11 protein-coding genes are annotated in these 13,685 nt (G+C 69.0%); 2 read left to right on the forward strand and 9 right to left on the reverse strand.

Annotated features, from left to right (window positions below; genetic code table 11):
- Window positions 1–74: 74 nt before the first annotated feature.
- The 6 genes from IPG61_19195 to IPG61_19220 form a co-directional block, all read right to left on the reverse strand.
- The gene (locus IPG61_19195; GenBank protein MBK6736150.1) at window positions 75–374 is read right to left on the reverse strand and encodes a DUF2249 domain-containing protein; all 300 of its coding nucleotides are present in this window, start codon (window positions 372–374) and stop codon (window positions 75–77) included.
- A complete protein-coding gene (locus IPG61_19200; GenBank protein ID MBK6736151.1) occupies window positions 371–1,615 on the reverse strand; it encodes a DUF438 domain-containing protein in 1,245 nt (414 codons plus the stop codon). Before IPG61_19200 ends, IPG61_19195 begins: the two co-directional genes overlap by 4 nt.
- 136 nt (window positions 1,616–1,751) lie before the next feature.
- Window positions 1,752–2,765 carry an HD domain-containing protein gene (locus IPG61_19205; protein MBK6736152.1) on the reverse strand — a complete coding sequence of 338 codons (1,014 nt, stop codon included), beginning with the start codon at window positions 2,763–2,765 and terminating at the stop codon, window positions 1,752–1,754.
- A 131-nt stretch (window positions 2,766–2,896) separates the two neighbouring features.
- Window positions 2,897–3,400 carry a ferritin-like domain-containing protein gene (locus tag IPG61_19210; GenBank protein MBK6736153.1) on the reverse strand — a complete coding sequence of 168 codons (504 nt, stop codon included), beginning with the start codon at window positions 3,398–3,400 and terminating at the stop codon, window positions 2,897–2,899.
- Between the two features lie 101 nt (window positions 3,401–3,501).
- A complete protein-coding gene (locus IPG61_19215) occupies window positions 3,502–5,433 on the reverse strand; it encodes a carbon starvation protein A (GenBank protein ID MBK6736154.1) in 1,932 nt (643 codons plus the stop codon).
- A gap of 64 nt (window positions 5,434–5,497) precedes the next feature.
- Window positions 5,498–7,003, reverse strand: a complete 1,506-nt coding sequence (locus IPG61_19220; GenBank protein ID MBK6736155.1) for a flippase — start codon at window positions 7,001–7,003, stop codon at window positions 5,498–5,500.
- A gap of 187 nt (window positions 7,004–7,190) precedes the next feature.
- Here IPG61_19220 and IPG61_19225 point away from each other — a divergent pair, with 187 nt between their 5' ends.
- Complete coding sequence (locus IPG61_19225; GenBank protein MBK6736156.1) at window positions 7,191–9,563, forward strand: S8 family serine peptidase; 2,373 nt, start codon at window positions 7,191–7,193, stop codon at window positions 9,561–9,563.
- 1 nt (window position 9,564) lies between these two features.
- Here the strand turns inward: IPG61_19225 and IPG61_19230 are convergent, their stop codons facing one another.
- On the reverse strand, window positions 9,565–10,230 hold the full coding sequence (locus tag IPG61_19230) for a CPBP family intramembrane metalloprotease (protein MBK6736157.1): 666 nt from the start codon (window positions 10,228–10,230) through the stop codon (window positions 9,565–9,567).
- A 179-nt stretch (window positions 10,231–10,409) separates the two neighbouring features.
- On the opposite strand from IPG61_19230, the gene ggt reads away from it, so the two are divergent.
- The gene (ggt, locus tag IPG61_19235) at window positions 10,410–12,119 is read left to right on the forward strand and encodes a gamma-glutamyltransferase (protein MBK6736158.1); all 1,710 of its coding nucleotides are present in this window, start codon (window positions 10,410–10,412) and stop codon (window positions 12,117–12,119) included.
- Window positions 12,120–12,519: 400 nt separating this feature from the next.
- Here the strand turns inward: ggt and IPG61_19240 are convergent, their stop codons facing one another.
- Together IPG61_19240 and IPG61_19245 are read right to left on the reverse strand one after the other, a co-directional pair.
- Window positions 12,520–12,708: a hypothetical protein gene (locus IPG61_19240; GenBank protein MBK6736159.1), complete on the reverse strand. Its 189-nt coding sequence runs from the start codon at window positions 12,706–12,708 to the stop codon at window positions 12,520–12,522.
- A gap of 22 nt (window positions 12,709–12,730) precedes the next feature.
- Entirely contained in the window at window positions 12,731–13,618 is an 888-nt protein-coding gene (locus tag IPG61_19245) for a hypothetical protein (protein ID MBK6736160.1), read from the reverse strand.
- Window positions 13,619–13,685 lie beyond the last annotated feature (67 nt).

Here is a 13,685-nt window from a genome sequence, read left to right on the forward strand (position 1 = left end):
ATCCGAACGACCAATTTAGCAGCTTGCCGGCGCAGGGAACAGACCCGGATGACAATGGGCCCGTTTGCCGCCGCTCAGCCCGGCAGGCGCGCCAGGACGCTGTGGAACTCACCCGGCGCGACCGCCCCGGTCCACACCGCCAGGCCCTGCGCCCGCACCTTGTCCAGCAGCGGCGCCGGCACGAACGGCGTGATCAGCCGGTGCGCCTGACCGGGCGCCAGCGCGGCCACGGCGGCGAGCACCTGCGCCAGTGGATGCTCCCCGGCTGCGATCGCCGCGCGCGCGTCCATGCTGCTGACTATCTCCACCTGGATGAGCCAGCTCGGGCCGCCGTCAACGCCGTACTGTCCGTTCATTCCTGTGCTGTCATTCATGACTGTCCTCCCGTGCCGACATAGTTGAGCAGGCGCTGCTGCCCGGTCAGCGCGCGCTTGGTGGTCAGGTTCTGGCTCACTTCGAGCGTACCGAGGAAGGTCCCCGCCTCGTCGTGCAGCGCGAAGTACTCGATGCAGAGGAACTTCCCGCCCAGCTCGATCCAGAACTGCGCGTGCGTCTCGCGGCCCTCGCGGAAGTCGGCGAGGATCTTCTGCACCATTGCCACGCTCTTGGGCGGATGGCAGTACTCGACCTTGCGGCCGATGATGGCGCGCGTGCGCGCGAAGATCCGCTCGCTGCCTTCGCTGAAGTAGCGCACGGTGTCGTCGGCGTCGACGAACGTGATGTCGAACGGGATCGTGTTCAGCACGGCCTGCAGCTGCGCCGTCGTGAACGATCCCGACGGCAGCCGCACGCGACCGTCGCCGCCCGCATCCGCGACGGGTTCCATACCCTCCGGCAGCCAGGCGGCCTCCGGCACCACCAGGCAGTAGCCGAGATCGGCGCTGCCGCGGGAAATGGCGCCCCATTCGGCCTCCGACAGCGCGTCCAGGCACATCGGCAGCAGGATCTGCTGTTCCTTGTCGATCATGCCGGCGATCGCCTCGACCGCCGGTTCGAGCACCCGGGGCACCATCGCGCGCGCCTCGATGGCCGTGGCGCCACCGGAAGCTCCCAGCGCCTCGACGGCCGCCTTCAGCAGCGCCCGTGCCTCGTCGTGCTTGCCCCACATGACGGTCGGCGGCCCGGTGATGCCGTGCTTCTCGAGGAACGGGAACAGCAGGTGTTCCTTGCGCAGGTAGTGCTTCTCGACATCCATCAACGCGTTGAAGCGCACGCGAAGGTCATGCAGCAGGTCGGCGGGTTCGACGTTGTTATCCGTCGCGTTCACCAGCGCGAAGAGCCCGCGCACAGCCTCGAGTTCCCAGCCCAGCGCGCGATTCTCCGCGCGCATCACGTCGACGGGATGGCCGACCGGCACGCCGCGCTCCTCGTCCGGCATCAGGCTCGGGTTCAGCGCCAGCTTGTGCAGGTCGCAGAACTTGAGGATCTCCTCGGTGGGCATGCCCTCGCGGATCAGTTCCTGCTCGACGGCCACCACCTCGTCGTAGGGCACGCGCCCGAGCAGGCGGATCAGTTGCGGGCGCACCGATTCCGGCGCCTCGCCCCCGTGCAGTTGCAGGATCATGTGTTTGAGCAGGGCCATGCGGCGCTGCTGGTCGTGGATGAGTTCGCTCATCGGGGCCTCCCGGGGGGCGCGGCGGGCGGGTGTCCCGTTCCGCGTCGCTGATCAACCTCGTTCAATATTCGGACCTTTTTGTCCGATTTAGAGTCAAGGTAGGTCCCGAGCGGCGATGACGCCAGTTCCGGGTTCACTACGCCAGCGACGGCTCCACGACCTCGGTCGCGGTTCCGGCCGGCGCCTGGTCCCGGTACTGCTCGACGATGGCGAGGAAGACGGGCAGGTTCTCCAGGAAGATGTCGATCAGCCGCGGATCGAAATGATGCCCGCGCTGGCTGCGGATGATGCCGAGGCCGGTCTCCACGGACATGGCCTTGCGGTAGGGACGATCGCTGAAGATGGCGTCGAAGGTATCGATCAGGCCGACGATGCGCCCCTGGATGGGGATCTCCTCGCCCGAGAGCGCGCGCGGATAGCCGTGGCCGTCCCAGCGCTCGTGATGGGTCAGCGCGACCAGCGCAGCCACGCGCATGACCGGCAGCTTCGAACCGGACAGGATCCGGTGCCCCAGTTCGGCGTGCGACTTCATGGCCGCGAACTCGCGGGGCGTGTACTTGCCGGGCTTGGAAAGGATGACGTCGGGAACGCCAACCTTGCCCAGGTCGTGCAGCGGCGCCGCCAGGCGCAGGAGTTCGGCTTCGTCGTCGGGAAGGCCGGCCAGCCGGGCCAGTTCGCCGCTCATGGCGCCGACCCGGTGCATGTGGTTGACGCTCTCGCTGGAACGGCCCTCGGCCACCTGGCCCAGCGTGTTGATCATCGCCTGCTCGCGCGATTCGGTGCGCTTGCGCGACTTCTTCAGGTGCCGGGCCAGTTCGTTCACCTGGTCGGCCAGTTGCCCGAATTCGTTGTCGTCGAGCACGGTCAACGACCTGCCGAACTCGCCGCGACCGAGGCGCTCGAGGCTCTCGCGGACTGTCGCCAGCGGCTGCAGCAGCCGCCCCGCCAGCCTGTGCGCCAGAAGGACGGACAGGCCCAGCGCCGCCACCGCCGCGACCAGGCGCTGCGACGGATCGACAAGCAGCACGACGGCCAGCGAAACCGCCACCGGCCCGGCGACCAGCGCGGTCAACGCGGCACGAAGTCCCGGGCGAGCGCGCCTCGGCTGCGCGTCCCGACTGGTTTCGCCCTGGCTGGGCTCGTCATGCATCAGTAATCCTCCCTCAATATCATTTCGGCGAAAAGGGCGGGCGGTTTACCGAAGAATGGCCACGAAACACAAAAGCCCGGCGCCACCGAAGCGCCGGGCCCATTCGACTGTTCCGGCCGAAAGGGGACTGTTCAGCTCGCCCCGCGCGAGGCCATCAGGTCCAGGTCCTCGCGCAGGCCCTGCAGGTCCTCCTCGTGCTCGATCTCCTGGGTCAGGATCCCGAGCGCCAGGTTGTACGTCACCATGTCCTTGTCCTTGGTGGCGTCCATCAGGTTCTTGTAGGTGGTGATGGCGCACTGCTCGCCGGCAATGTTCTGGTCAAGAAGCACGGCCACGTACGGATCCGCCGGCGCGTCATAGGCACAGGGGCTGGCCGCGGCCCAGTCCTCGGGCGTCAACGCGGGCGTGCCTCCCAGCTGGATGATGCGGTCGGCCAGCAGCATCGCGTGCGCCAGTTCCTCCGACGCGTGGAGGGTCAGTTCGGCCGCCACGGCGTCCTTCATGGGCCCCTTGATGAGCTTGGCGCCGAGCCAGTACTGGTAGTAGGCGAGCCATTCGCTGGCGTAGGCCTGGTTGAGCAGGTCGATCAGGTGATCGACGTTCATCCCGATGATCTCACGTCCCCTGGTTCCCATGGGAATCCTCCTGTCGGCGCGGTCCCGGCGCCTGCGGTGCACCCCGGCGCCGCAGCCAACGATAGCCCGCGCCCAACCGGCAGTCCAGCCGCACGGGGGGATCAGCAGCAGCGGTCAGGCGGGCGATTGGGATCGTACGGCGCCGGGCACAGGTCCTCCACCGGCGTCGCCGTCCCTTTGCGCACGGCCAGCCAGCGCCGCGCCGCGTCGACCAGGATCACGATCACGCAGACAAGCATGATGATCGTCAGCGCGGCGTTCAGGCCGCCGCGGAATCGCAGCGCGCCATCGTCCGAACGCAGCAGCGGCCAGAACCGCTGCATGATCAGCTGCACGCCGGCGGTCGTCGTGGTCACCGCGACAAAGAGCATCGGCGTCACCGTCACCCACAGGTAGCGTGCGCGCCCGGCGTTGACCAGCACCGTGCCCGCCACCGCCAGCGCGACGACGGCCAGCAGCTGGTTGGAGACGCCGAACATCGGCCAGATGGTGTCGATGCTGCCGGTCCAGATGAAGTACGAGAACGCGCAGACGATGAGCCCCGTCGACAGCAGCGTGCCCGGCAGGAAGTCGGGCCGGCCCAGCCGTGGCGAGAAGCGCCCCATCTGCTCCTGCACCAGGAAGCGCGCCACGCGCGTGCCCGTGTCGATCGTCGTCAGGATGAACAGCGCCTCGAACATGATCGCGAAGTGGTACCAGAACGCCGTCAGGTGCCGGAAGAACGGCAGGCCGGCGAAGATCTGCGACATGCCCACCGCCAGCGAGACGGCGCCGCCGGTGCGTCCCTGCAACTGCTCGCCGACGGCGGCTTCCAGCGCGCGCAGGTCGTGCATCACGAAGCCCATGCGTTCGAGCGCCGGCTGCCACTGCGGCTGCTTCGCAAGGTCGATGTTGATGGCGAAGTAGTCGCCCGGGTCCAGCGCCGTCGCCGCGATCAGGGCCACGACGCCGACCACACTCTCGATCAGCATCGCCCCGTAGCCGATCGGCCGCGCGTGCGACTCGCGCGACATCATCTTGGGCGTGGTGCCCGAGGCCACCAGCGCATGGAAGCCCGAGATGGCGCCGCACATGATGGTGATGAAGACGAACGGGAACACCTTGCCCGGCACGACAGGTCCGCCGCCGCCGGTGAACTCGGTGAAGGCGGGCATCTTCAGCTCGGGGTTGACCACCATCGTCCCGATCACCAGCGCCAGCACGGTGCCGATCTTCAGGTACGACGACAGGTAGTCGCGCGGGCACAGCAGCAGCCACACCGGCAGCACCGAGGCGATGAACCCGTAGCAGGCGATGGCGATCGTCACGCCGTGCTGCGACAGGCTGAAGTAGCGCTCGAGCGGGCTGCCCGGGATCAGGCTGCCGGCCCAGGTGCAGGCCAGCACCGCCACGGCCCCGATGATCGACGCCTCGACGACCTTCCCCTTGCGGATCCGGTACATCCACAGGCCCACGAACAGCGCGATGGGAACCGTGCAGGCGATGGTGAACAGCCCCCACGACGAGCCGGGGACGTGCCACAGCGTGCCGTCCGGCCGCACCAGCGTCTCGCCGCCCAGCGCCTTGACCACGACCAGGCCCAGCCCGGCCAGCGCATTGACGATGATGAACAGGATGGCGATGGCGGCCGTGCCGCCGGCCACGGGCCCAATCTCCACGCGCGCGATCTCGGCCAGCGAACGCCCGTTGCGCCGCACCGAGAAGGCGAGGATCAGGAAGTCCTGCACCGCGCCGGCCAGCACCACGCCGATCACCAGCCAGAGCAGCCCCGGCAGGAAGCCGAACTGCGCCGCCAGCACCGGGCCCACCAGCGGGCCCGCCCCGCTGATCGCCGCGAAATGGTGGCCGAACAGCACCCATTTGTGCGTGGGATGGTAGTTCTGGTGATCGTTCAGGCGGATGGCCGGTGTTTCCCGCGTGTCGTCGAGCACCGCGACCTTGGCGGCCAGGAACGCGGAATAGTACCGGTACGCGATGGCGTACACGCACAACACGAAGATCAGCAGCGGCAGGGCGTGGATCTGGATGTTCATGGGGGCGCAGTCTACAGCGCGGCCCGGCGGCGCGTCAATCGGTTCGGCGCCCGCCCCCCCGGCCCTACCCGCGCTTCACCAGCGACATCATCACCGGCAGGTCCGCCTTCGTGAGCGCCCGCGTGAGCAGGACCGCCGGCACGTACAGCAGCACGGCCAGGCCGATGACCGTGAACGTCGGCCCGACGCCCGCGTCGATGGGCAGGGCCAGCCAGGTGGTGCCCCAGCGGGGCATCAGCAGCTGCGCCAGGCCCGAGGTGCAGATCCAGGTCGCCAGCAACGCCACGGTGGCGTTGAACAGCGAGCGCATGATGGGCAGCTGCAGCCCGGCCCGCCGGATGTAGTACCAGTGCATCAGCGTGCTGACGGCCTGGCTGGCCACCACCGCGACGCTGGCGCCCATGTAGCCGTACCGGGGAATGGCCAGGACGTTGACCACGAGGTTGAAGGTCAGCGAGACGAGGGCGATGACGACGAACGAGCGCTCCCGCCCGGCGGTGTAGAGCATCCGGTTCAGCACGCTGGTCGCCGCGATGAACGGCATGCCCCAGATCACGACCCGGAAGACGCGGATGGAATCGGTGAACCCGGCCTCGCCCTTCACCAGCCACATCGTGACGGGCTCGGCGGCCAGCATGAACAGGAGCGTGACCGGCATCACCAGCAGGTGCAGGTAGCGCAGTGCACGTTCGCTCACGCGCTCCATGCCGCCCTCGTCCTTGGCGGCGCGCAGCAGCGTCGGGAACATCGCCGTGGCGAACAATCCCGGCAGGTAGGAGAGGAAATCGAGCGCACGGTGCCCGTTCGTGTACACGGCGACGGCATCGCGGTCCATGATCGCGCGCAGCAGGGGCGTGTCGATCTTGTAGTAGAGCACGCCGAACGTCGACGCCAGGAAGATGGGCCAGGCCAGCGTCAGCAGTCCGCGCGACTGCGCCGCCTTCACCAGGTCGCGACCGGGCGGGTTGAGGATCCAGGGGCCGGTCCCGCGCAGCATCAGCGGCACCATCACCGCCAGCCGCACGACGCGGCTGGCCACGTTGGCCCACATCACACCCATGAGTCCGTAGCCGGCGTCGAGCCACCACCAGGCCAGGCCGAAGTAGGCGATCGCCGAGGCGATCTGCCCCCACATCTGCGAGACCACGCGGTCGTGTGCCTGCAGCACGGCATCGCAGGCCATGGCCGAGGCCTCGATGAACACACCCAGACCCATGATGTACAGGGCGTTGCGTTCGAGCTGCTCGAAGCCCGACACGACCGCGTAGACGTACAGGCCGACGAAACACAGGAACGCCAGACCCAGGCGGATCTTCAGCGCGGCCCACATCACCGGCATGGTCATGGTGCGCTCGCGGGTCACCTCGCGGGTGATCAGCGTGCCCAGGCCGTAGTTGGCGATCACCAGCATGATGGTCGAGACGTCGGTGGCCAGGTTCGCGATGGCCATGCCGTCGGTGCCGAGGATCGGCGCCATCTTGCGGTACACGAAGATGGCGAGGATGCGCCCGGTGAACAGCCCGATGGTCAGGTACAGCGTGTTGCGGGCGACCGTGCGGGTCGAGGTCAAGTCGGTCTCCAGACGGCGGTGTGGCCGGGTCGTTCCCCGTTGCGGCGCATGCTACCCCAGGATGGGGGGCCGCGACCAGCATTCAGGTTAAATTGCGGCCGTTGTGACCTTTGCGTGAGACTGCGTCCATATAATCTGAGTTCAAGGCCGATTTCCTGAACCCGCGCGCTGCGCCGAGGTGCCGTTCATGACCCGATCCAACCGGGTGCCGTCCGCTTCGTTCCCGTCGGCGATCCTCGTCGCGGCCCTCACCTTTGCGACACTCGCCCCGGCCGCCCGGACCGCGCATGCCGCCCCGGCCCCGCTGCGCGACTACGTCCCGGCCCAGGCAGGGTACCGCCCGCAGGCGAACCCGGTCGCCACGTTCGCGCCCGGTCGCGTGTTGATCAAGTTCACGCCGGCGGCGCTGCGCCAGGCCTCGTTCGCGGCGCCTGCCGACAAGGGCGGCGCCGTGGCCGGGGCCCGCACGGGGCTGGCCTCGCTCGACGGGCTGCTTCGCGGCGCGGGCGTCTCGCGCCTGGAGCGCGTGCTGGTCAACGTGGCCGACAAGGCGGCCAGGGCCGAAGCGGCCACCGACCGCTGGTATGCCGCCACCGTGGCCGCGGACACCGACCTGCCGCATCTCGCGGAGCAACTCGCCGCCGACCCGAACCTCGAAGCGGTGGAACTGGACTGGTACGTGTTCCCGGCCACCGTTCCCAACGACCCGAACCAGGCCGCCAACTGGGGCCACGACAACACCGCGCAGTTGCCCGCCTACGGCTGGGGCACCACCTGGAACCACACCGGGGCCGGCGTCGGCACCGTCGGCTTCGACACGAACGCCCGGTACGCCTGGGGCGGCACGCAGGGCTACGGCAATGCGGACGTCATCATCGCCATCATCGACAGCGGCGTCGACACCGCGCATCCCGACCTGCTGCGCGTGCCCGGGTACGACTTCGGCTCGAACGACGGCAACCCCCACGACGAGGGCGCCGCCGCCGGCCACGGCACCTGCTGCGCCGGCGTTGCCGCGGCCGTCGCCAACAACAGCCTGGGCGCCGCCGGCATCGCCGGCGGCTGCAGCATCATGCCGCTGAAGATCGCCACGGCCACCGGCTCGATGACGCTGGCGGCCGCCGCCAACGCCCTGTACTTCGCGGCCGACAACGGCGCCGACATCGCCAGCATGAGCTTCGGCGCCGCGCTCACCAGCAATTCCGTGATGGACGCCGCCATCACCTATGCGAACAACGCGGGCGTGGTGATGTTTGCAGCCACCGGCAACGAGAATGCCTCGACCGTCAGCTACCCGGCCATCAACGCCCTGGTGATCGCCGTTGGCGCAGCCTCGCCGTGCGGTGACCGCAAGCGTTCCAGCAGTGCCGGTGCCGACCTGAACCCGGGCGTCTCCACCGACCCCAACGGCACCACCTGCGACGGCGAGCGCTGGTGGGGCTCGAACTACGGTCGCACCACCGTCGACCACGCGGGCGCCGTCGACCTCGTGGCCCCGACCATCCTTCCGACCACCGACATCTCGGGCAGCGGCGGCTACCAGCCCGGCGACTACGAGCCGTTCTTCAACGGCACCTCGTGCGCCACGCCCTACGCCGCCGGCGTGGCGGCGCTCGTGCGCGCGCAGAACCCGGGCTGGACGCCGGCGCAGGTGCGCGCGCGGCTGACCGGCACGGCCATCGACATCGTGAGCGTGGAATCGGTCGCGGGCTGGGACCGCTACACGGGGTACGGCCTGGTCGACGCGCAGGCGGCCGTCGGCGCTCCCGGCGACCTGCCGCCTTTGGCCGCTTTCGCCACGGAACCTCTCCGCGGCTGCGCACCCTTCAACGTGACCTTCACCGACCAGTCGACAGGACCCATCGACGGTCGCAGCTGGGATTTCGGCGATGCCACCACGGACACGGCCGCCGCGCCGACCCACGAATACACCGTACCCGGCTCGTTCGACGTGCGCCTGGTCGTCTTCGGGCCCGGCGGCGCCGACACCCTGACGGTGCCGGGCGCCGTCGTGGTCGACGGCCCGGTCACCGCGGACTTCACCGGCGACCAGTCCACGGGCGCGGGTCCGCTGACGGTGGCGTTCACCGACCAGTCGACCGGCGATGCTGCCGGCTGGCTGTGGGACTTCGGCGACGGCCAGACCGACACCGTGCAGAATCCGACGCATGTGTACGCCCATCCAGGAGCCTACGATGTCTCACTGACCGTGACCGGCCCCTGCGGCGACGACGTGGAACTGAAACCCGGCCTGGTGACGGTCAGCGGCTTGTCCGGTGTCGGTGATGTGGCAATCGCCCGCTTCGGACTGGATCGGAACTACCCCAACCCGTTCAACCCGGTGACGACGATCGCCTATTCGCTGGGCAGTCCGGCGCATGCGCGCCTGGAGATCTTCGACGCCACCGGCCGATTGGTGGAAGTGCTGGTCGATGAGTCACGCGGCGCCGGCCGGCACACCGTGGACTGGCAGCCGGACGGGCGCGCTTCGGGCGTGTATTTCGCGCGCTTCGCGGCGGAAGGCCGCGTCGCCACGACGCGCATGGTGCTCCTGAAATAGCCTATCCGCGATCGAGCAGCTGCGCGCAGATGAAGAGATAGCCGCAGGTGGCGCCGGTGTGCGACAGCAGCGCCGGCCAGACCGACTGCCAGCGGACGCGCGTCCAGGTCCAGAATATCGCGGCGCCGAACACGCCTGCCACCAGCAGCGCCGCGGCGCCCGTCGACGGCGCCAGGCGGCCGATGGTCACGGCATGGTACGACGTGAACAGCATCGCCAGCAGCACCTTCGCGCCGCGCCCCGTCGCCGGCGAGCGCAGCAGCCAACCGCGCCAGAACAGCTCCTCGGCCGGTCCGTTCACCACCGCCATGAAGAACAGGAAGCTGCCGGGTGCCGTCGTCGCCAGGCCCCAGTCGCCGAGCGCTGCCTGCAGGCGCGCGGTGTCGGGGAACGCCTGCGGCAGGAGCATGTAGGCCGCCGGCGGCGCCAGGGCCGACACCAGGCCCAGCGCCAGGCTTGCCTGCAGGCCGCGGCGCGCCAGCCCCAGCTCGCGCAGGTGGACGGCAAGACTGCGACCATCGCGACGCGCGACCAGCGCGGGCACCAGCAGGCAGAGGATCACGTGGTAGAAAAGGAAGACGAACGGCGCGCTGTGCAGATCCAGCAGGCCGAGGGTGACGATGAGCGGACCGGCCAGGGCCGGCAGCCATAGGCGAAGGTTGGTCATGCCGACCAGCATGGGTCCTGGCCCGCCGCGCCGCAATTCGAACTTCAGGTTGGTTGGCGATTCGTCGCCGGAACGCGCGCCGGCGCCGTTGATCTGCGTCTATCAATGAAGGAGGCAGGCTGGTAGGATGGTCGGGTTCGCGCCGTATCTTGTCGTGATCCCGACCTCGAGGTTGGACCATGTCCCGTGTCCTTGCGCGAGTCTTCACGTTTGCCCTGATGCTGCTGGTCGCCAGTGCCGCGTCGGCAACCCCGCCCCCCGTCGCGGCGCGCCACGGCCTGGTCGCCAGCGACCACCACCTGGCCTCGGCCGTGGGCGCCCGGGTGCTGCAGGACGGCGGCAATGCCGTCGATGCTGCCGTGGCGACGGCATTCGCCCTGGCTGTCGTCTACCCCGCGGCCGGCAACCTCGGCGGCGGCGGCTTCCTCCTCTACCACGACGCGCAGTCGCGGGCGGCGAGCTACGATTTCCGCGAGACGGCGCCGGCGGCCGCCACCGAACGCATGTTCCTGGACGAGCGCGGCGCCGTGCGTGACACCAGCAATCACCGCGGGCCGCTCTCGGTCGGCGTGCCCGGCACCGTCGCCGGCCTGTGGCTGGCGCACCAGCGCCACGGCAGCCGGCCCTGGGCCGAACTGGTGCAACCGGCCATCGACCTGGCAGCCGGCGGCTTCGCCTTCTCGCAGGGCATGCGCGACTGGTGCGACTGGCTCGCCTCGACCACCGATCCGCTGCACGCCGCCACGCGCGCCGCCTTCCTGCCGGACGGCGTCCGCGCCTGCCGCGCGGGAGAAGCGCTGCGCCAGCCCGACCTCGCGGCCACCCTCACGCGCATCCGCGACCATGGTCGCGACGGCTTCTACACCGGCGAGACGGCGCGCCTGCTCGCGACCTACATGCGCGACCACGGCGGCCTCATCACCGAGGCGGACCTGGCCGCGTACCGCGCCGTCGAGCGCGAGCCGGTGCGTGGTGCGTACAAGGACCACGAAATCGTCGCGATGGGCCTGCCCTCGTCAGGCGGCATCACGCTGATCGAGATGCTGAACATGCTCGACAGTGCGGGACTTGAGGGGCTCGAGCACAACGACACCGCCTACCTGCACCTGCTGACCGAAGTGATGCGCCGCGCCTATGCCGATCGTGCGCGCTACCTGGGCGATCCCGACGCCAGCCCGCCGCCCACCGCCGAACCGATGCTCCGGCGCGAACGCGCCGCGCAACTGGCGCAGTCCATCAACCGGCTGGCGGCCTCGGCGAGCGACAGCAGCGCGTTCAACGACGCCAACCTGCCGCCCGAGAGCGAGCAGACGACCCACCTCTCGGTGGTCGACGCCGCCGGCGGCGCCGTCTCGCTGACCTATACGCTGGAGGAATCGTACGGCTCCACGCTGATGGCCCCGGGCACGGGCTTCCTGCTGAACAACGAGATGGGCGACTTCAACGCCGTACCCGGCCTGACCGACCGCCGCGGCAACATCGGCACCGCACCGAACCTGGTGGCCCCCGGCCGGCGTATGCTCTCCAGCATGACGCCGGTGATCGTGGCGCGGGGCGGCGTGCCGGTGCTGGTGGTCGGCAGTCCCGGCGGCCGCACCATCATCAACACGGTGCTGCAGGTGGTGCTCAACGTGCTCGCGTTCGACATGGATATCCGCGCCGCCATCGAGGCGCCGCGCTTCCACCACCAGTGGCTGCCCGACGTGACGCAGTTCGAGGCGCACGGCTTCCCGCCCGAAGTGCGGCGCGCCTACGCCGCGATGGGCCATCCGGTGAAGAAGCGCGCGCCGCAAGGCATCGCGATGGGCATCACGGTCGACCGCGAGACCGGGTGGCGGTACGGGGCGGCGGACTCGCGATCGTTTGACGGCGGGGTGGCGGGGTACTGAGCTGCGGCATTGCCGGGGCCGGCGGGGCGCCGCCGGCCAGCAGGACGGAGGGTGGTGCGCAGGGTCCGTTGCGGCTGACGCTGAGGATGGTCACGTCAGGCCAGGTGGCGATGTGCGCCAGCGCCCGGCACTGGTCGAGGACGCTGTTCCAGTTGATGTCGACTTCTTCTACCGGCGCGGTCAGCGACAGCGCACCGATGTCGTACAGGCTGGTGTTGCTGTCGAGGCCTCAGCCGGTGGAGACGTCTTCAAGGTTCAACCCGCCCAGCCTAGGCACGCCAGACCAACGGCCACACCTGGAGCTCGGCGCAGGCAGTGACCGCCTTCCATTCCCGGAGGTCCTGCAGCGCAGGTGAGCCGGTACAGATCAATCTCGGCGTCCGCCGCGGTGGAAAGCCGTTCAGCGCGCCAGCCCCACAAGGTCCGAGCCATACCGACCGATCAATCCGGGATGGTCCGGCAGCCCGACCAGGATGTCACCATCGGGCACCAACTGAGCGAGGCCCTGCAGTTGCGGCACCGGCGGCAGGCCCTGCAGGGTGCTCAACCGGGCGCACCGCGCGACCTGCAGGCGCTCGAGCACCGGCATCGCCGGCAATCCGAAAGGCTGGTCAACTGGTTGCAGCCACTGACCCGGATCTGCCGAAGCTGATCCAACGCCTGCGGGCCCGACAGGGACAGGAGCCCGTCCAGGTAGCCCAGGTACAATCTCTCCAGTGCAGGTACCGCACCCAGCGCCGACAGGTCGAAGACGCCCGGGCAGGCCACGAGAGACAGGTACTGCAATCCGGTATGAAACCCAGGGCCGACAGGTCGATCAGGACATCGCAATCGAAGACGTTCAGGTTCGGCAGCGAAGTCAGCCCCTCCAGCCCCGTCAACGACCGAAGTGACGGCAACGAGTACAGGTTCAGGTTGTCCACCGAACCGGCTTCACCCAATCCTTCCAGGGAGGTCAGCGAGTCGCAATAGTTGATCTTCAACGAATGCAACCCCGACAGGCCGCGCAGATCATCAAGCCGGCGCACGCCGGACAGCCTGGTCAGTTCGAGAGATTCCAGATCGGGAAGTGCCGGCAGCTCCCCGAGGGTACAGTTTGCCGGAAGATCGTACAGCACCAACTCCGCCATGCCGGACTGCCCGCGGAGTCCACCGAGGCCCTCCAGGGCCGGCAGCTGCGCAATCCGCACCACGTTGAAACACGAGGTCGGCAGGCCATCAGGCTGGCCAATCCGCACACCGGTCAATTTGGAGTTGGCCATCATTCCACTGCGCGCGCAGATCCTCGGAGTCCGTGCAGACTCCGCAGCTGAGGGGTTGTAGCTGATCTGGACGCTGACGACATTGGTGCCAACCTCACCCAGACCGACAAGGCTCATCAGCGAGTCGTTGCGAACAATGGACAGGGTGCCACGCAACGAATCGAGGGCGACCAGCGGAGACAAGTCCCGGATATCCCGGCTCGGACCGATGTAGAGATTGCCCTGCACCGTCGTCACCCCGCGTGCGGCGTCCCGTCGGACTGGCTGGTCAGGACGAGTTCCCTCGATGACCCGGGGCTCCGTG

The sequence above is a fragment of the bacterium genome (genome assembly GCA_016703265.1).
Classification (GTDB): Bacteria; Krumholzibacteriota; Krumholzibacteriia; order LZORAL124-64-63; family LZORAL124-64-63; genus CAINDZ01.

Excerpts from the sequence above, each read along its gene's own strand:
- IPG61_19225 (MBK6736156.1), top strand. The coding sequence starts at position 7,191 with ATGACCCGATCCAACCGGGTGCCGTCCGCTTCGTTCCCGTCGGCGATC.
- ggt (MBK6736158.1), top strand. The coding sequence starts at position 10,410 with ATGTCCCGTGTCCTTGCGCGAGTCTTCACGTTTGCCCTGATGCTGCTG.
- IPG61_19215 (MBK6736154.1), bottom strand. The coding sequence starts at position 5,433 with ATGAACATCCAGATCCACGCCCTGCCGCTGCTGATCTTCGTGTTGTGC.
- IPG61_19200 (MBK6736151.1), bottom strand. The coding sequence starts at position 1,615 with ATGAGCGAACTCATCCACGACCAGCAGCGCCGCATGGCCCTGCTCAAA.
- IPG61_19230 (MBK6736157.1), bottom strand. The coding sequence starts at position 10,230 with ATGACCAACCTTCGCCTATGGCTGCCGGCCCTGGCCGGTCCGCTCATC.
- IPG61_19195 (MBK6736150.1), bottom strand. The coding sequence starts at position 374 with ATGAATGACAGCACAGGAATGAACGGACAGTACGGCGTTGACGGCGGC.
- IPG61_19205 (MBK6736152.1), bottom strand. The coding sequence starts at position 2,765 with ATGCATGACGAGCCCAGCCAGGGCGAAACCAGTCGGGACGCGCAGCCG.
- IPG61_19240 (MBK6736159.1), bottom strand. The coding sequence starts at position 12,708 with ATGCCGGTGCTCGAGCGCCTGCAGGTCGCGCGGTGCGCCCGGTTGAGC.
- IPG61_19210 (MBK6736153.1), bottom strand. The coding sequence starts at position 3,400 with ATGGGAACCAGGGGACGTGAGATCATCGGGATGAACGTCGATCACCTG.